General features: G+C 72.6%; 13 protein-coding genes. 4 read left to right on the top strand and 9 right to left on the bottom strand.

Going from position 1 to position 18,441, the window contains the following annotated elements; genetic code table 11:
- Positions 1 to 146 precede the first annotated feature (146 nt).
- The 3 genes from BM140_RS07710 to sugE all read left to right on the top strand — a co-directional run bounded on the left by BM140_RS07710 (position 147) and on the right by sugE (position 8,120).
- Positions 147 to 5,447, top strand: coding sequence for an alpha-2-macroglobulin family protein (locus BM140_RS07710; protein ID WP_091943686.1), 5,301 nt, complete (start codon positions 147 to 149; stop codon positions 5,445 to 5,447).
- A gap of 3 nt (positions 5,448 to 5,450) precedes the next feature.
- Complete coding sequence (gene pbpC, locus BM140_RS07705) at positions 5,451 to 7,700, top strand: penicillin-binding protein 1C (protein ID WP_114435984.1); 2,250 nt, start codon at positions 5,451 to 5,453, stop codon at positions 7,698 to 7,700.
- A gap of 99 nt (positions 7,701 to 7,799) precedes the next feature.
- On the top strand, positions 7,800 to 8,120 hold the full coding sequence (sugE, locus tag BM140_RS07700; protein WP_091943685.1) for a quaternary ammonium compound efflux SMR transporter SugE: 321 nt from the start codon (positions 7,800 to 7,802) through the stop codon (positions 8,118 to 8,120).
- Positions 8,121 to 8,234: 114 nt separating this feature from the next.
- Here the strand turns inward: sugE and BM140_RS07695 are convergent, their stop codons facing one another.
- The 3 genes from BM140_RS07695 to BM140_RS07685 form a co-directional block, all read right to left on the bottom strand.
- The gene (locus BM140_RS07695) at positions 8,235 to 9,038 is read right to left on the bottom strand and encodes a helix-turn-helix domain-containing protein (RefSeq protein ID WP_091943683.1); all 804 of its coding nucleotides are present in this window, start codon (positions 9,036 to 9,038) and stop codon (positions 8,235 to 8,237) included.
- A gap of 51 nt (positions 9,039 to 9,089) precedes the next feature.
- A complete protein-coding gene (locus BM140_RS07690; RefSeq protein ID WP_244535335.1) occupies positions 9,090 to 9,638 on the bottom strand; it encodes a class GN sortase in 549 nt (182 codons plus the stop codon).
- 245 nt (positions 9,639 to 9,883) lie between these two features.
- Complete coding sequence (locus tag BM140_RS07685) at positions 9,884 to 12,028, bottom strand: marine proteobacterial sortase target protein (protein WP_091943681.1); 2,145 nt, start codon at positions 12,026 to 12,028, stop codon at positions 9,884 to 9,886.
- Positions 12,029 to 12,270: 242 nt separating this feature from the next.
- Between BM140_RS07685 and BM140_RS07680 the strand changes: the two genes are divergently transcribed.
- The gene (locus tag BM140_RS07680; protein ID WP_091943679.1) at positions 12,271 to 12,864 is read left to right on the top strand and encodes a histidine phosphatase family protein; all 594 of its coding nucleotides are present in this window, start codon (positions 12,271 to 12,273) and stop codon (positions 12,862 to 12,864) included.
- Here BM140_RS07680 and BM140_RS07675 read toward each other — a convergent pair.
- The 6 genes from BM140_RS07675 to ccmE form a co-directional block, all read right to left on the bottom strand.
- Positions 12,855 to 13,583: a hypothetical protein gene (locus tag BM140_RS07675; protein ID WP_091943677.1), complete on the bottom strand. Its 729-nt coding sequence runs from the start codon at positions 13,581 to 13,583 to the stop codon at positions 12,855 to 12,857. The two genes, BM140_RS07680 and BM140_RS07675, sit on opposite strands and share 10 nt — an antisense overlap.
- Positions 13,584 to 13,650: 67 nt before the next feature.
- The gene (locus BM140_RS07670; RefSeq protein WP_091943675.1) at positions 13,651 to 14,664 is read right to left on the bottom strand and encodes a nickel/cobalt transporter; all 1,014 of its coding nucleotides are present in this window, start codon (positions 14,662 to 14,664) and stop codon (positions 13,651 to 13,653) included.
- Complete coding sequence (locus BM140_RS07665) at positions 14,655 to 15,317, bottom strand: DUF1007 family protein (protein ID WP_091943672.1); 663 nt, start codon at positions 15,315 to 15,317, stop codon at positions 14,655 to 14,657. The genes BM140_RS07670 and BM140_RS07665 overlap by 10 nt, the downstream gene beginning before the upstream one ends.
- Positions 15,318 to 15,395: 78 nt before the next feature.
- The gene (locus tag BM140_RS07660; RefSeq protein ID WP_091943670.1) at positions 15,396 to 15,851 is read right to left on the bottom strand and encodes a cytochrome c-type biogenesis protein; all 456 of its coding nucleotides are present in this window, start codon (positions 15,849 to 15,851) and stop codon (positions 15,396 to 15,398) included.
- Entirely contained in the window at positions 15,848 to 17,848 is a 2,001-nt protein-coding gene (locus BM140_RS07655; RefSeq protein ID WP_091943668.1) for a heme lyase CcmF/NrfE family subunit, read from the bottom strand. The genes BM140_RS07660 and BM140_RS07655 overlap by 4 nt, the downstream gene beginning before the upstream one ends.
- A gap of 43 nt (positions 17,849 to 17,891) precedes the next feature.
- Positions 17,892 to 18,398, bottom strand: a complete 507-nt coding sequence (gene ccmE, locus BM140_RS07650) for a cytochrome c maturation protein CcmE (RefSeq protein ID WP_091943666.1) — start codon at positions 18,396 to 18,398, stop codon at positions 17,892 to 17,894.
- Positions 18,399 to 18,441: the final 43 nt, after the last annotated feature.

Here is an 18,441-nt window from a genome sequence, read left to right as displayed (position 1 = left end):
GCTCCGACGCGGTAGGCGCGTCGGAGCAATGATGCCCGGGTCGGACGCACTCCCACAAGCCGGGACAAGCGTTGCAGCGCCCGCGCCAAGTGATAGCGTGCCGCCCGCCGCGCCGGCCTCGAACGGTGCCGGTCGGGGAGACGCGCATGACCCAGGGCAACCGTATCCGGCGCCTTGCCGTCCTGATGAGCATGGCCGTGGCCGTGCCGGCCGCCGCCCAGGCGCCGCGCCCGGCAGCACCGCCGAAATCCGCGACGACCCCGGTGCAAAAGACCTTCGTGCGCGAGGCGCTCGCCAGCGCGGGCGTCCGGCTGGAAGCTTCGCTGAAGGCCGAGGCGCCCCCCGGCGCCAAGCCCGCCACCCAGTGGCGCCGCGAGGCGGAGGCCGCCGCCAAGAGCGAGGAGGCCGAGCCCGACGCCGAGATGAACGCCTACGCCGCAGCGATTGCGGCCGACCCGAACGATGTTCGGAATTGGCTCGACTACGCCCGGACGGCGGCAGCGGCGGGTGCCGACGAGGAGCGCGGGGATTATGCGTCCCGGCTCAAGCTCAAGGGCCGCGCCGCGGCGGCGGCCTATCAGGGCTACCTGAAGGCGAAGACGCCCGCCGACGAGGCCCGCGCGCTGGCGCGCCTCGGCGAGGTCCAGGCCGCGCAGGCCGAGTGGCGCCCGGCGATGGAGGCCTACCGGGCGAGCCTCGCACTCAAGGACGACGCGCCGACGCGGGGGACCTACGAAAAACTGCGCGAGGAGCACGGCTTCCGCATCCTCGACTACAAGGTCGATTCGGACGCCGCCGCGCCGCGGGTCTGCTTCACCTTCTCGGAGGCCCTGCTCCCGAAGACCGACTACGCCCCCTTCGTCGCCGTCTCCGGCGCGAGCAACGCCGCAGTGACGGCGGAGGGCCAGCAGGTCTGCGTCGATGGCCTGAAGCATTCCGAGCGCTACGCCTTCGTCCTGCGTCAGGGCCTGCCCTCGACCGTCGGCGAGACTCTGCTGAAGCCGGCCGATTACGAAGTCTACGTTCGCGACCGCTCGCCCCAGGTCCGCTTCACCGGCCGCAACTACGTCCTGCCGCGCACCGGACAGGCCGGCGTGCCGCTGGTCTCGGTGAACACGCCCAAACTCGATGTCGAGGTGCTGCGCATCGGTGACCGCGGCCTGCTGCCGACGCTCCGCTCGGAGGAATTCCTGAGCCAGCTCAGCGGCTCCACGGCCAAAACGATCGCCGATCAGAAGGGCCAGCGGGTCTGGAAGGGCACCCTCGATACGGCGAAGGCCGACACCAACCGCGAGGCGGTGACCGCCTTCCCCGTGCTCCAGGCGGTCGGCAAGCTCGAGCCTGGGCTCTACCTGATGCTGGCCAAGCCCACCGGCACCACCGATGCGGCGGCGGACGAGGAGGGCGGCTACGAGACTCAGGCGACGCAGTGGTTCGTCGTCTCCGATCTCGGGCTCACCGCCTTCAAGGGCCGCGACGGCGTCCATGTGCTGGCCCGCTCGCTCGCCAGCGCCAAGGCGGTGTCGGGCGCCGAGATCCGCCTCGTCGCCCGCAACAACGACGTGCTGGCCACCGCCAAGACCGACGGCCAGGGCCACGCCGCCTTCCCCGGCGGGTTGGCCCGCGGCGAGGGCGGGCTGGCGCCGGGCCTCGTCGTTGCGCAGATCGGCGACGATTACGGCTTCCTCGATCTGGCGCAGGGCGCCTTCGATCTGTCCGACCGCGGTGTGAAGGGCCGTCCGGCGCCGGGAGGCGCGGAGGCCTACGTCTTCCCCGAGCGCGGCGTCTACCGCTCCGGCGAGACGGTGCAGTTGACCGCCCTGCTGCGCGACCCGCAGGGCGCGGCGGTGAGCGGCCTGCCGCTGACCCTCGTGGTCAAGCGCCCGGACGGCGTCGAGTACCGCCGCGCGGCCGTGTCCGACGAAGGCCTCGGCGGGCGCGCCCTCTCCCTGCCGCTGATGGCGGGTGCGATGCACGGCACGTGGCGGGTCTCGGCCTACACCGACCCGAAGGCGCCGCCGGTCGGCGAGGCGAGCTGGCTCGTCGAGGATTATGTCCCCGAGCGGCTCGAAGTCAGCCTCACCCCCAAGACCCCGACGCTGAAGCGCGGCGAGCCCGCGACGATCGACGTGTCGGCCCGCTACCTCTACGGCGCGCCGGGCTCCGGCCTCGACGTGTCGGCGGCGGTCGCGGTGCAGCCCGCCTCCACCTCCGGCATCAAGGGCCTGGAAGGGTTTTCCATCGGCCTCGACGACGAGGCGGTGGAAGCCACCACCACGGAGGTCGATGCCAAGGCGACCACCGACGCGCGGGGCCAAGCGAGTCTCACCGTGCCGGTGCAGGAACTCGCCGCCCCCCGGCCGCTGGAGGCCAAGATCACGCTCTCGGTCGGCGAGCCGGGCGGGCGGGCGCTCAGCCGCAGCGTCACCCTGCCGATCCTGCCCTCCACCCCGGTCCTGGCCCTGCGAAAAAATTTCGGCGGCGACCTGTCGGACGGGGCGACCGCCACCTTCGACCTCGTGATGGCCGCGCCCGACGGGCGGCGCCTGCCGCAGGACGGCGTGGTCTGGACGCTCTCGAAGGTCGAGCGGACCTATCAATGGTACCGCGAGGACGGGCGCTGGAGCTTCGAGCCGGTGAAGTCGAGCCGCCGCGTCGCCGACGGGCGCGTCGCGACCTCGGCCGATGCGCCTGCGCGCATTTCAGCCCCCGTCGGCCTCGGGCAGTACCGCCTGGAAGCCACCGTGCCGGGCCAGCCGCAGGCCGCCGTGAGCGTGAGTTTCTCCGTCGGCTGGGGCGGCTCCGAGAGCGCCGACGTGCCCGACCTTCTGGATCTCACCCTCGACAAGGCGGCCTACGCCACCGGCGAACGGCTGAAAGCACGCCTCGTCCCGAAATTCGCCGGCACGGCGACGCTCGCGGTGGTGAGCGACCGCGTCCACGACATCCGCGACGTCACGGTCTCGGAGGGCGGCACCACCGTCGATATCCCGGTCAAGGCGGAATGGGGCTCCGGCGCCTACCTCGTCGCCACCGCCTACCGGCCGCTCGATCAAGCCGCCAAGCGCATGCCGGGCCGGGCGCTGGGGCTCGCGTGGTTCTCGATCGACAAGGAGAAGCGCGGCCTCTCGGTTTCGCTCGAAGCCCCGGAGAAGGTGCGGCCCCGCGGCACGCTGACCGTGCCGGTCAAGATCGCCGGGCTCCAGGCCGGCGAGGAGGCGCGGGTGACGCTGGCCGCGGTCGATGTCGGCATCCTCAACCTCACCCGCTACGAGGCGCCGAACCCGTTCCAATACTTCTTCGGCCAGAAGGCGCTCGGGCCGGAGGTCCGCGACCTCTACGGCTACCTGATCGACGGCATGCAGGGCACGCTCGGCGCCATTCGCTCCGGCGGTGACGGCGGGGCGACCGAACTCGCCGACACGCCGCCGACCCAGGCGCCGCTCGCGCTCTATTCCGGCGTCGTCACGGTGGGCGCCGACGGCACGGCCAAAATCCCGCTGGACCTGCCGGCCTTCAACGGCACCGCCCGGCTGATGGCGACCGCCTGGACCAAGACCCGCGTGGGTCAGGCCCAGGCCGACGTGATCGTGCGCGATCCGGTGGTGCTCACCGGCACCCTGCCGCGCTTCCTCAATGTCGGCGACCGCTCGCGCTTCTTCGTGGCGCTCGACAACGTCGAGGGCGGGGCGGGCGACTACACCGTCGATCTCGACCTATCGGGTCCCGTCGTGGTGGCGGGCGAGGCCCTGCGCTCGACGCTGCGCCTGGAGGCCGGCGCCAAGGGGCAGTTCGTGATCCCGATCACCGCCGCCGGCCCCGGCCTCACAAGGCTCGACCTGACGCTCACCGGCCCCGGCATCCAGGGCAGCGCCGGCCAGTCCTTCGCGCTCGCCATCGGCCCCGGCACCGGCGCCCTGGTGCGCCGGACCGTGCGCCCGCTGGAGCCCGGCGCCGGCCTCGACGTCTCGTCCGACCTGCTCGCCGACATCCTGCCGGGCACTGGCGCGGTCTCGGTCGCGGCGAACCGGCTGGCCGGGATCGACGTGGCCGCCCTGCTGCAATCCCTCGACCGTTACCCCTATGGCTGCTCCGAGCAGACGGTGAGCCGGGCGCTCCCGCTCCTCTACGTCAACGGCCTGGCAGCTTCCGAAAAGCTCGGCCTCGACGGGCAGGTGGACGAGCGGGTGCGCGGCGCCATCGAGCGGGTGCTGGCGCGCCAGGATTCGAGCGGCGCCTTCGGCCTGTGGTCGACGGAGAATGCCGGCGACACGTGGCTCGACGCCTACGTGACCGACTTCCTCACCCGCGCCCGCGAACGCGGCTTCGCGGTGCCGCAGACCGCCTTCAACAGCGCGCTGGACCGCCTGCGCAATACGGTCGCCAACACCACGAACGTCGAGAACGGCGGAATGGACCTGGCCTATGCGGCCTACGTGCTCGCCCGAAACGGCCGCCCGGTGATGGGCGACCTGCGCTACCTCGCCGACACCAAGATCGAGGATTTCGCCACCCCGCTCGGGCGCGGCCAGCTTGCCGCCGCGCTCGCCCTCCTCGGGGATCGCGGCCGGGCGCAAAAGGCGTTCGACGCGGCGGTGACGGCGCTCCGGGCCGGTCGCGACAAGGGCGATTACCGCGCCGATTACGGCTCGCGCCTGCGCGACGGCGCCGCCCTGCTGGCGCTCTCGGCCGAGACCGGGTTTTCGCGCGAGACGCTACAGCCCGTCGCCGCCGTGATCGGCCAGGAGCGGACGGACGCCCGCACCACTAGCACCCAGGAGAACGCCTGGATGGTGCTGGCCGCCCAAGGTCTCGCCAAGGAATCGGAGGGCCTCAAGCTCTCGGTCGACGGCAAGGCCGAAACCGGACCGCTCTCCCGCCTCTACCGGGCGCCCGCCCTGGAGGCGCGGCCGGTGCGGATCGTCAACGAGGGCCGCGAGCCGGTGCAGGTGACGGTCGGCGTCACCGGCAATCCGATCGCGCCGGAGCCCGCCGCCGCCCACGGCTACACGGTCGAGCGGAGCTTCTACCGCCTCGACGGCAGCCCGGTGGAGGCCGGCAAGCCCCTGCGCCAGAACGACCGCCTCGTCGTGGTGTTGAAGGTGACCGAGGCCAAGGCCAGCGCGGCGCGCCTGCTTCTGGTCGATCGCCTGCCCGCGGGCCTGGAGATCGACAATCCGAAGCTCCTGGACTCGGACGCGCTGAGTGGCCTGAGCTTCGCGAAAAGCGACGTGCAGCCGGTCCACACCGAGTTCCGCGACGACCGGTTCGTCGCCGCCTACGACCGCACGCCGGAGCAATCGGCGTTCTTCTCGGCGGCCTACACGGTGCGGGTGGTCTCGCCCGGCACCTACGTCCATCCGGGCGCCAGCGTCGAGGACATGTACCGCCCCGAGCGGTTCGGACGCTCCGCGTTCGGATCGGTCGAGGTGGTGTCGGCGAAGTAGGTCATGGGCGCCGACGCGAAGAACCCTCCCCCCTCTGTGGGGGAGGGTGCCTGCGGAGCGGGCGGGAGAGGGGCAGCGCGACGGCTCCGCTTGGCCGCCGTCGACCAGCCCTCTCCGGAAGCGTCGCTCCCCTCTCCCGCCCCCCTTCGGGGGCCACCCTCCCCCGCGGAGGGGGGAGGGAAACGCGTCGGAGCGCTCGTCGCCCTTATCGTTGTCATCGCGCTCCTCCTGCCCGCCCTCGCCCTCTGGCGCACCGCCGACACCCTCCCCCCGCTCGACCTCACCGCCGCCTCGCTCCGCTCCACCGTCGTCCTCGACCGGAGGGGCCAGTTGCTGCGCCCCTTCGCCACCGCCGACGGGCGCTGGCGCCTGCCGGTGACCGCAAGCGAGGTCGATCCGCGCTTCATCGCCATGCTCAAGGCCTACGAGGACCGCCGCTTCGACACCCATCCGGGCATCGACCCGGCCGCCAGCTCTCGCGCCGCCTGGCAATGGCTCGCCCACCGAAGAATCGTGTCGGGCGGCTCGACGCTCTCCATGCAGGTCGCCCGCCTCGTCGAGCCGCGGGCGGAGCGCTCGCTTGCCGCCAAACTCCGGCAGATGATCCGCGCGGTCGAGCTGGAGCGGACTTTTGGCAAGGCCGGCGTGCTCGACCTCTACCTCGCGCTGGCCCCCTATGGCGGCCCGGTCGAGGGCCTGCGCGCGGCGAGCCTCGCCTATTTCGGCCGCGAGCCGGCCCGCCTGTCGTTTGCCGAGAGCGCGCTGCTGGTCGCCCTGCCCCAGGCCCCCGAGGCGCGCCGGCCCGACCGCTTCGCCGCCCATGCCCGCCGCGCCCGCGACCGGGTGCTCGACATCGCCCTGGAACGGGGTGTCCTCACCGCCGAGGAGGCCCGCACCGCCAAGGCCGAGCCGGTGCCGTCCCTGAGAAAACCCTTCCCGATGCTCGCGGCGCATGCCGCCGAGCAGGCGGTGGCCGCCGATCCCGCGGCGCGGGTGCAGCGCTTGACCCTCGACGCCCGCCTCCAGGCGAGCCTGGAAACGCTGGCGGCGGAGCGCGCGGCGGCACTCGGCCCGGCCCTGTCGGCGGCGATCCTCGTGATCGACAACCGCAGCGGCCACGTGCTCGCCCATGTCGGCAGCGCCGGCTATCTCGACGCCGCCCGCGCCGGCGCGGTCGATGCCACGAACGCAATCCGCTCGCCGGGCTCGGCGCTCAAGCCCTTCATCTACGCGCTGGCCTTCGAGAACGGGCTCGCCCATCCGGAAACCCTGCTCGACGACCGCCCGGCGCGCTTTGCCGCGAGCTACGCGCCGGAGAACTTCGATCAAGGCTATCGCGGGACCGTGACGGCCCGCGTCGCGCTCCAGCAATCGCTCAACCTGCCCGCGGTCGATCTGCTGGAGACGGTGGGCGCGGCCCGCTTCGTCGCGCGGCTGCGGGGCGCCGGCGCCACGATCCTGCTGCCGCGCGACACCGCGCCGGGCCTGCCGGTGGCGCTCGGGGGCCTCGGCATCACGCTGACCGACCTCGCCCGGCTCCATGCCGGGCTCGCGCGGGCCGGAAGCGTGCCGAATCTGGTACGCCGCCTCGACGGGCCGCCCTCCCCCGCCGAGCCAGAGCGCACGGTGACCGACCCGGTCTCAGCCTGGTACGTCGCCGACATCCTGCGCGGCGCCCCGCCGCCGGAGAACGCGCCTTCCGGCCGGCTCGCCTATAAAACCGGCACCTCCTACGGCTACCGCGACGCCTGGGCGGTGGGGTTCGATGCCCGCGTCACGATTGCGGTCTGGGTCGGGCGGCCGGACGGCGCCTCGGTGCCGGGCCTCGTCGGGCGCATCGCCGCCGCGCCGATGCTGTTCGACGCGTTCAGCCGGTTCGGCGGCGAGCCCGAGCCCCTGCCGCGTCCGCGCGAGGCGCTGGTGGCGGCCACCATCGCCCTGCCCCCGCCGCTGCGCCACATCCGCCGCGATGCGCCCAAGACGCTCGCCGCGACGCTCGGCGTGCCGCTGAAGATCGCCTACCCGCCCGACGGCGCCCGGGTCGATCTCGGCCTTGGGGCGGGCGAAAAGATCCGCCTCGCCCTCAAGGCGCTCGGCGGCCAGCCGCCGCTGACTTGGATGGTCGATGGCCTCCCCGTGGCCGAGAGCCTGCGCCGGCAATCGGACTGGAGCCCGGAGGGCGCGGGCTTCGCCCGCATCTCGGTGATGGATGCGGCCGGGGCCAGCGACAGCGTGGTGGTGCGGCTGGAATAACCGGCCTTTCGCCTTAGCTTGGCGCAAGAGGCCACGCCCTCCCCCGCTTGCGGGTCTCAAGACCGGGACGGCCCGGCGACCAACGCCAGGAGGCCCGTGTTGGCCTGGATCATCCTCATCGTCGCCGGACTGTTCGAAGTCGTCTGGGCGTTCTCGATGAAGCAGTCGGAGGGATTTTCGCGGCTCTGGCCGTCGCTCGTCACGGTCGGCGCCATGGCGGTGAGCCTCGCCGGGCTCGCCTGGGCGATGCGGACGCTTCCCCTCGGCACCGCCTACACCGTCTGGACCGGCGTCGGCGCGGTCGGCGCCTTCGTGGTCGGCATCGCGGTGCTCGGCGAGGAATTGAGCGCAATGCGGGTGCTGGCCGCCGGGCTGATCGTCAGCGGGCTCGTGCTGATGAAGCTGTCGAGCACGGCCTGATACCAATCGGCGATGATCCTGACTCATCGCCGATCGGCCCCCGCGACTGCGGGGCGGCGGTCGTCCGCCGGGCGCATCGAAGCCGACCATCGGTCGGTCTCGATGCAACAAGGATCAATCCCCGGCGCAGCCGGGAAACACCGCAAACCCATCCGCCCGCACCCGGTCGAGGATGCGGCGGTAGCCCGGCTCGCAGGCCATGCCGGGCTCGATCCGGCCGTATTGCGCGCCGTCCGTCAGGGCCCCGCGCTCCGGCACCAGGGCGATGGGTGTCGCGGCGGGCGTCAGGTGGGCGCCGCGGCCGGAGAACAGGGTGGTCAGGATGCCGAACAGCTCGCCCTGGATCGTCGGCCGCCCGAGCATGGCGAGCCGGTATTGCCCCTGGAAGTTCGTGACGAGATAGATCTGGCCCGACTGGTTCGGCACCGAGACGGTGCCGGATTGCGCGAACGGCGCGTCGAGCCGCTCGGCCTCGCGGAAGACGAGACGGGCGGTCTCCGCGTCCCAGGCGATCTCGGTGCGGTAGGCGAACAGGGCACCGGCCTGCCCGAACGAGGTCCGCAGGGTCAGGTAGCGCCCTTCCAGAAAGGCCACAGCCTCGCGGGTGTAGGAGCCGAATTCTTCCGGCGCATGGCGCGGCACGGCCGGCTTCGGCAGCGACGCCGCGGCGGGAATGCGCAGGGGAAGGCCCAAGGCCTCCTCCAGGCGGATCGTCGTCGCGAGGGTGAAGGGGCGGCGGCCCGACAGCGCCTTCTCCAGGGTCGAGATGCTGATGCGCGCCTCATCCGCCAGCGCCTGTCGCGACATCCGGCGCCGCGCCAGCGCCTCGCGCACGGCGTCCGCAATGGCGCGGCTCTGCGCGTCGGGGAGTTCGGTCTCGGGATGGTCGGCCGGAAGAGCGGCCTCGAAGGTCGGCATCGTGCGTGGGTCCGGACGAACCCGCACAGAACCGCACCGCGGCCGCCGCCGTCAAGGCGCGGCGGTCGCGTCCTGCTCCGCCTCCACCAGCAACCGCTCCGGCCCCTGCGTCAGCCCGTCGAGTGGCCAGCAGGTCGCCAGCGCGAGGCGCCGCCCCGGCGCATCCGGATCGAGACCGGAAGCGTCCCAGCGGACCACGCGGGCGCCCGTCACCCGGAACCGCACGGTCCGGCCGTCCCGCCGCTGCACCGTGACGGGATCGCCCGGCCGCAGCCGGCCGAGGCTGCGGAACTGGGTGTCGCGATGCGCCGCATAGACCGCGACGCCGGGCTCGCCCGCCTCCGGCGTGCCCTCGACATGGCCGGGCCCGAAGGCCAGCGCCTGCCCGCTGGAGCCGGCGAGCGCGATGTAGCGCTCGCCGAGGTCGGGGAAGGTGATGCGGGCGACCGGCACGGTGTCGGCCCAGGGCCAGGGGCGGACGGGTGCGCCCTCGGCGAGCGTCCGGGCGAAGGCGCGCTCCAAGAGGAACTGCGCCAGGGCCGCCTTGGCGGGAATCCAGGCTGCCTGCGCGAGGAGCGCGAGGCCGACGAGGCAAAGCATCAGGGGGAGGATAGAAGATAACGCGGGTCCCCTCCCCACGGATCTCGGGCTTGCCCGAGATCCGCACCTTGCCGGCCCAGATCGGGCAAGCCCAATCTGGGTGGGGAGGGGTTCGGGGTGGGGGTGGTGCAGGATGGGGCGTTCCGGCGCCTTCTGAACCACCCCCACCTCCTGCCTCCTCCCCAAAAGGGGGAGGAGAGGTGCTTGGTCCGGCCGCCTCGGAGAGTTGGTCATCATCTGAGCCATCACGCCAGCCTGCGGCGACGCGCGGCCATCAGTAGGCCGAGGCCGAGGAAGGCGAGGCCGGCGAGCGCCCGCAGTTCGAAATCCGTGGCGGTCTGCGGCAGCGGGACGGAGGGGGCCGCGGCGTACCGGGCCGGGGCCAAGCCGGCGCGGCGCTGGCGCGGCGGGGCGGCTTCGCTCTTGGTGCCGAACAGGGCCTCGAAATCCCAGCCGGCGGGCAGGTTGAGCGGCAGGTCGGTCCTGACGAGGCGCTGGCCCTCGGGCCGGCGCGGCGTGGCGTCGATCGCCACCAGCGAGGTCAGCCGCGTGGTGAGGCCGTGGTCGAGGGCAAGCCGCAGGATCGCGGCGTCGGCCGCCTCCGGGCCGAGCCGGCCGGTGATCCGCGCGGTCTCGGCATCCGCGATCTTTGCCCGCGCCCAGACTTTGCCGATGCCGGCGCCCTCCGCAGCACCGTCGAGGTTCAGCACCGTGCGCCAGGGTTGCCCGCCGATCCGGCCCGTGATCGTCAGCGTGCCCTTGGCCTCCGGCATCCGCGCCGCGACGGTGACCGGCTCGCCGCGATAGAGGTCGGGCATCTGCGCGGGCGTGGCGTCGGCGGCTTCCGAAAACGTCGCGGTGAGGTCGGTGACGACGGGGCTTTCGAGCTTCACGAGCAACTCGCGCATCCGCTCGCTCACCTGATCGACCGAGCGGATTTCCGTAAAGCTGCCCCGGCCGAGTTCGGCGGCGTGGCGCATGAGATAGCCGTTGGGGGCCGAGCCGATGCCGACCATGAACAGCCGCGTGCGCCCGCGCTCCGCGGCGATGGCGGAGAAGATCTGGGCCTCGTTGCCGACGGCGCCGTCGGTGAGGAACACGACCTGCCGCAGGCGGCCGGCTTCGTCCGGGTGCGGATCCTGCAGCGCAGCCTTGAGCGGCGCCAGCATCTCGGTGCCGCCGCTCGCCTCCAGCCCGGCCACGAAGGTTTTGGCTTGCGCGAGATGGCTCTCGTCGGCCGTCACCGTGTCGGGAAACAGCGCGTCGTAGGTGTGGTCGAAGCGGATGACGTTGAAGCGGTCGCCCGGCCGCAGGCGGTCGAGGCCGACGAGCAGGCTGGCCTTGGCCTGCCGGATCGAAGCGCCGCCCATCGAGCCGGAATTGTCGATGACGAACACCACGTCCCGCGGCAGCGCGGGCGCCGGGGCGGCCTCGGCGGGTGGCGTCACGACGGCGAGCACGGCCTCGGCCCCGGCGACGCGCTCGCGGAACAGGCCGATGGCGGGTGCGGTGCCGGGTGCGGGCGCCCAGGTCAGCTCGAAATCGCGGTCGGCCGCCGTGGCGCCGTCGACAAGCGTGATGCGGCGCTCGGATTGCGAGATATCTTCGACGCGGATCGCGTGGGTGGCGCTCTTCACGGCGCCCAGCACGAAGCCGGCCTTGAGGTCGATGGCGAGCGTCAACGGGTTGACCGGCGCGTGGCGGGCCGGATCGAGCACGGGCGCCTCGATCTTCGCGCGATCCGGGACGGGATCGGGCATGGCCGCGCCCTCGGCGGCACCTTGGACGAAGGGCGGGGCCGGGCTGTAGCGGGGCGCCGCGACGGTGGGCAGGCGCAGCGCGTAGGTGCCGCCGGAGAGCCGGACGCTCTGCTGGTAGGTGATCTGCACCAGCATGGTCTCGCCGGGGCCGATATTGGCGACCGCGTTGGTGAACAGGTTCGGGCGCTGCTGCTCGGTGAGCGCGGCGGCCTTGCCCTCGGCTTTCGCCGCCTCGTAGGCGCGCCGCGCCGCCTGCCGCTCGCGGATGTCGGCGACGATCACCCGGTCGCCGATCACGAGCTTCATCGAATCGACCGCGGCATCCTCCGGTAGGGGAAAGAGGTAGGTGCCTTCCACCCACTCGGCGGTGGTGTTGCGGAAGGCCTGGGTGATGGTCGCCCGCGCGGTCGGGCCGCTGACCGTGATGGCAGCGTCCGCCCGGAGGCGCGGCGCCTCGACCGGGGCGGCCCCCTCGCGGCGCAAAACCAACGCGCCGCTTCCCGCTTCCTCGGCCCGGGCGGGCTGGCCGCCCGCGAAGAAGGCGAGGATGATCGCGACGAGGGGGCCGATCAGGAGGTTGCGGGGCAGGCCCTGGCTGGGCAGAGGGCTCGAGACCGGAGGATGGGACATCGGGGGGCTCCTTGAGGGTGGCGCCGGCCGGGGCCGGTTGTCCTCAAGCTCCTCCGGGCCGCCCGTCCCCGCCACGGGAAGCTTTCCCCTCCTTCCGCCCACGCCCGCACCGCTGCCACGGCCGCGGTGCGGAAACCGGCGCGGCTGCGCACGCACGGTGACGCTTCGTCCGGTTCCGTGCGCAGGCGAGACCCGCCGTCGCGGCAGGTGGCGCGTGGCCGCCCCCGGCCTACATCGGGCTCATGTCCACGACCCGCATCCTCTGCATCCGCCACGGCGAATCGACCTACAACGCCCTCCACGAGGCGACGGGGCGCGATCCCGGCCATATCGATGCCCGCCTGTCCGAGCGCGGCCACGCGCAGGTCGCCGCCGCCCGCGCGCGGTTGCGCGACGAGCCGTTCGAACTCGTCGTCACCTCGCCGCTGACCCGCGCGCTTCAGACCACGGCGGGCATCTTTTCCGATCACCCGGCGAAGCCGAAGGTGCTGGTCGAGGTGCTGCACCGGGAATGCCAGGAGAGCAGTTGCGACATCGGCCGCGCGGCCTCGGTGCTGGCCCGGGAATTCCCGGACTTCCAAGTCGATCACCTGCCCGAGACGTGGTGGTATGCCGAAGGCGCGGTCGGCCCCGAGGGCTGGCACGTCGAGCCGCGGACGATCTTCGACCAGCGCGTCGCGGGCTTTCGCGAATGGCTGCGGGCGCGGCCGGAGCGGACCATCGGCGTGGTCGGCCACTGCACCTTCTTCTACCACCTGACCGGGCGCTGGCTCGCCAACTGCGAGTCGATGGAGATCGACCTCGCCGAGGAGCCGCGCCCGCGCGCCTACGCCTGAGCGCGAGCCCGTTCCAAGCGGTCGCGGGCTTCGATCAGGTCGATCGCCGGTGCCTGCCGGCCGATGCCGAGCGCCCCGTCGAGGATGCCGAGCGCGGCGACCCAGATGCCGTCGGCGAAGGGCGCGGCTCCCTCCGCCACCTCCGCGGCGCAGCGCGGATCGGCGAACGCCCGGATCGCCGCCGTGGCGGTGCGGGCGACCGCCGAGGCGTGCGCACCGATCACCCAGGCGCGCCGGCCCGACGCGGCGTGGGCAAGCGCCCCGCCCTGCGCTTCCGCGACTCTCACCGCCAGAAGCGCAGCGTCTGCATCGGGCGCGGTCTCGCAGCGGGCGGCGAGCGCGGGCAGGCCGGCCCGGTCGAGCAACGGGGGCAGGATGCGGCGCACGCTCTCCAGCGCGAGGAAGCGCGTGCGGGCGGCCTCGATCTCGGGCGTGTCGGCGGAGCCCGAGAGGCGCAGCACGAAGGCCATCAGCCCCTGCCGTTCGGCTTCCGGCATCGCGTCGTTGAGGCCGAGCGCGTAGGCCGCGAGCGGGCGCGAGAAGCAGGGCGGACAATCCTCCGTCGCCCGGATCGTCCGATAGGGCAGGCCCGCCGCGACGATGGCCGCCTCGTTGATGCAGGTGCCCCCGTCCGGCCCCGGAAAGGCGTGGGAGCCTTTCAGCAAACGCCAGTTCAGGATCGGCGCGAAGGCGTCGAGGGCATCGCCGGGTGCGGTCACGCGGGGCTTCTCCTCTGATCGAGGGGCGTAGCCTGCCACGGCTTCCCACCCCTTGGCGAGAGGACGTTCAGCCGCCGACCCCGGAGGCGATTCCGGCGACGAGGGCGAGGCCGAGCACCAGCACGAAGGCCGCGGCCAGGAGTTCGAGCCCGCCGACCACGAGTGTCCCGCCTTGACCGCGTCCGCCGGCGAGGCGGAGCGCCAGCGCCTTGGCGAAGACCGCCAGGCTCGCCAATACCCCGGTGGTGAGCGCGGTGCCGAGCGCCATGGCGAGGGTCGCGGCGATGCCGGCCCACAGCAGCCCCTGGCTCGCCGAAAAGACGAGGATCAGCACCGCCCCGGCGCAGGGGCGGCTGCCGGCGGCGAGCACCACGCCGGCCCGCTCGCGCCAGTTGCCGAGCCGGTCGAGGGCTGCGGCATCGGTGAGGTGGGTGTGGCCGCAGCCGGGGGCGCAGGCGGCTGTCGGCGCATCGGTGGCCAGCGCCGCGAGCCGCCCGGCCTTGCGCCATGTCACCGCGGCGCCCAGCAGCGCGACGAGGGCGAAGCTGACGGTCTCGATCAGCATGCCGGCCCGCGTCATGCCGCTCGCGGTCGCCTTGAGGATCAACACCCCGACGCCGACGATGGCGATGGCCACGAAGGCCTGGAGCAGGGCCGCCGCCGCGCTCAGCGAGAAACCGCGGCGCAGGGAGCGCTCGCCCGCCACGATGTAGCCGGCGATCACCGCCTTGCCGTGGCCGGGGCCGGCGGCATGAAAGACGCCGTAGGCGAAGCCCATGGCGACGAGCGGCCACCAGCCGCCCCCCGCCTTCAGCGCGGTGACGGCGCCTTGCAGGTTGCGCGAAAAGTTCGATTGGACGTTGAGAAGCCAGCCGCCGAGTCCGGTCGCGGCCGGGGCGGCTTCGCGAAAGCCGATGCCGAAGGGTGAGCGCGGCGGTGGGGCCGCGATCGGCCCGACGATCCAGGCGAGGGCACCGAGGACGCCGACGGCGGCGAGCACCGCTCCGGCGGCGAGCGCGAGGCGCAACGGGAGCCGGCTCGCCACCGGCTCCTTCGGGACGAGCGCCGCCGTCAGGGACACGCGACGATGGCCCGGTTGGCGAATTGCTCGCCGTAATTCGAGGCGGAGGTCAGCGCCTCGAACATCGCCTCGCTCATCGACTTGCCGGCATCCGCCACCGCCGGTTCGGCGTTCTTCGGCCGCGTCACCGTGGTGGTGCAGCCCGCCGCCGCCCCGGGCAGGCGCACGGCGTCGGCGCCCTCGGCAAGGCTGAAGGAGACGAAGTAGGTCGGGTCGTAGACTTCCAGCGCGGCGACGCCCTTGCCCTGCACGGCGGGCGCCTTCAGCGGCAGCAGGAAGCTCAAGGTGAGCCGGTCGCCGTCCATGGTCATGCGGGCATCCCGCGGATCGGCGAAGGCCTGCTCGCGGCCCGCGACCTTGAGCTTGGTGAAGTAGGCGAATTCCGCCAGGTTCGTGGTGTTCTCGGTGGCGAGCCCCTGCAACTCCTCGGGCGAGAGCTTGCCGTCGCCGTTGGTGTCGAGGCCCTGCGTCACGAAGGCCGAGTAGGACGCGTCGAAGCTCCACGTGTGGCGGATGCCGGCGACACGCCCGCCCTCGTAGGCGACCTCGGCCTTGGCCGTGACCCAGACATGGGGATGGGCCTGCGCGGCGACAGGCGCGGAGGCCGCCACGGTCGCGAGGAAGAGGCGGCGAAGAGAGGCGGCGATCGGCATGGCGCTCGGGAGAGGCTCGCTGCGGGTCGAAGACGGCACATCCCTGCCCGAACGATCTGGCGAAAGCAGGGCGCGCCTTCAGCGCCGCTTGAGCAGCGCCTCGACCTCGGCGGCCTCGGCCTCGGACAGCGTGTCCGCCTTCGGCGCCCGGCGGCGCGACAGGCGCCAGATGCCGAAGGCGCCGAGGCCAACGGCCAGCAGCGGGCTCAGCCAGAGCAGCAGCGTGTGCCAGCCGAAGGTCGGCCGCAGCAGCACGAACTCGCCGTAGCGGGCCACCACGTAGTCGACGACCTGATTATTGGTGTCGCCCTCCTTCAGGCGCTCACGCACGATCAGGCGCAGGTCCTTGGCGAGCGGCGCGTCGGAATCGTCGATCGACTGGTTCTGGCAGACGAGGCAGCGCAGGCCCTCCGAGATGACGCGCGCCCGCGCCTCCAGGCCCGGATCCTTCAGCACCTCGTCCGGCTGCACCGCCAGGGCGGGAGCCGGGGCGAGCAACAGGACGAGGGCGAGGCGGGTCAGAAGGCGGGTCATTCGGCCGGCACCGCGGCGGGCGGCAGCTTGGCCCGCGCCTTGACGGGGGCGCCGACGCGCATGCGCCGGTCGGTGAGCGACAGGCCGCCGCCCGCGGCCATGACGAGCGCGCCGATCCAGATCAGCAGGATGAACGGCTTGTAGTAGAGCCGCATGCCGATGGAGCCATCGGGCATCACCTCGCCGACGCTGGCGTAGATCTGGCTGACCCCGACCGTCTTCAGGCCGGCCTCGGTCACCGTCATCCGGCGGGAGGGGTAGAAGCGTTTTCCCGTCTCGACCGTGCCGACGACATCGCCCGCCCGGTTGCGTAGGGTCAGGAAGGCGGCGGTCTCCTCGTAGTTCTCGCCCTTCTTCGGGCCGACGCGGTCGAGGGTGGCGACGTAGGGGCCGGCCGTCACCTGACCGCCGGGGCGGATGGTGCCGAGGCCTTCCGCGGACCAGCCCTGCGCGGCGATGCCGAGCACCACGACGCCGACGCCGGCATGCGCCAGCGCCGTGCCCCAGGCCGAGCGGGGCAGGCCGACGGCGCGGCGCCACGTGGTGCCGAGGTCGCGGCTGCGGCTCTGACCATAGCCGCGGGCGCGCACCCAGATTTCCAGCGCCGATCCGATGATCAGGTAGGCGCCGATGCCGACACCGACCGGGGCCATGACCGGGCCGCCCCAGGTCAGCGCGGCGGCGGCGAGGCCCGCCACGAGGGCCACCGCGAAGGCCGCGATCAGGCGCTGGGCCGCCGCCGCCGCGTCCCCCCGCTTCCAGGCGAGCCCCTGCCCGAAGGGCACGATGAACAGCAGCGGCAGCGCCAGCGGAATGAAGGTCCAGTTGAAGAAGGGCGGGCCGACCGAGATCTTGTCGCCGGTCAGCATCTCCAAGAGTAGCGGGTAGAGCGTGCCGACGAACACCGTGGCGCAGGCCGCCACGAGGAACAGGTTGTTCATCACCAGGGCGCCCTCGCGGGAGATCGGCGCGAACAGGCCGCCCTGGCGCAGGGTGGGCGCGCGCCACGCGAACAGACTGAGCGAGCCGCCGATGAAGAGCGCGAGGATGCCGAGGATGAACACGCCGCGGCTCGGGTCCGAGGCGAAGCTATGGACCGAGGTGAGCAGGCCCGAGCGGACGATGAAGGTGCCGACCAGCGAGAGCGAGAAGGTCAGGATGGCGAGAAGCACCGTCCAGACCTTCAGGGCGTCGCGCTTCTCCATCACGACGGTGGAGTGCAGCAAAGCCGTGCCGGCGATCCACGGCATCAGCGAGGCGTTCTCGACGGGGTCCCAGAACCACCAGCCGCCCCAGCCGAGTTCGTAATAGGCCCAGTAGGAGCCCATGGCGATGCCGAGCGTCAGGAAGCTCCAGGCGATCAGGGTCCAGGGCCGCACGGCGCGCGCCCACACGGCGTCGATGCGCCCCTCGATCAGCGCGGCGACCGCGAAGGCGAAGCTGATCGAGAAGCCGACATAGCCGAGATAGAGCAGCGGCGGATGGATCGCGAGGCCGAGGTCTTGGAGCAGCGGGTTGAGGTCGTTGCCCTCCAGCGGCGCGGGCGCCACGCGGCTGAACGGGTTCGAGGTCGTGATGATGAACAGCACGAACACGAAGGTGATCGAGGCCTGCACCATCAGGGTGTTGGTCCGCAGGACCGGCGGCACCGAGTTCTTCGCGGTGGCGACCCAGGCGCCGAACAGGGCGAGGATCAGCACCCAGAGCAGCATGGAACCCTCGTGGTTCCCCCACACGCCGGAGATCTTGTAGATCAAGGGTTTGGCCGTGTGCGAATTCTCGACGACGTTCTGGACCGAGAAGTCCGACATCACGTGCGCGTAGGTGAGCGCGCAGAACGAGAACAGGATGCAGGCGAAGGTGCCGAGCGCTGCCGGCACCGCGACCTCGCGCAACGCCGCATCGCCCGAGCGGGCGGCCCAGGCCGGCATCACCGCCTGGACGAGGGACAGGGCCAGGGCGAGCGCCAGGGCGTAATGGCCGAGCTCGACGATCACGAATGCGTCTCCCGCGCGGTGTCAAACCGGTTGGTGGTCATGCTCATCGCTCGCTGCGCTGGCCGAGGGTCGCGTCGGCGGCCGGCTTGGGAGCCGCTTTGGGCGCGTCCTTGCCGGCGCCCTCCTGCCAGCGCCCCTGTGCCTTGAGGGCGTCGGCGACCTCGCGCGGCATGTAGTTCTCGTCGTGCTTGGCCAGCACGGTATCGGCGCGGAACACGCCGCCCACATCGAGCGTGCCCTCGGCGACGATGCCCTGCCCCTCGCGGAACAGGTCCGGCAACTGGCCGCGATACTGCACCGGCACGGTCGCGCCGGTATCGGTCACCGAGAACTCGACGTTCTGGTCGGGCCCGCGCTTGAGCGAGCCCTCGGTCACGAGGCCGCCGAGACGGAAGCGGGTGCCCGGCGCCACCCCTTGCGCGGCGACCTCGGTGGGCGAGCGGAAGAACACGATCGAGCCGGTCATCGCCGACAGGATCAGCCCCAGCGCCAGGGCCAGGACGGCCCCGCAGCAGGCGATGAGGACGAGGCGGCGGCTCTTGCGGGTCAACGGTTCCGTCCCGGTTCGTCGGCGCGTCCTTGTCCCTCAGCTT

The sequence above is a fragment of the Methylorubrum salsuginis genome (genome assembly GCF_900114375.1).
GTDB classification, from domain to species: domain Bacteria; phylum Pseudomonadota; class Alphaproteobacteria; order Rhizobiales; family Beijerinckiaceae; genus Methylobacterium; species Methylobacterium salsuginis.
This window is presented reverse-complemented; position numbering and strand designations above follow the sequence as displayed.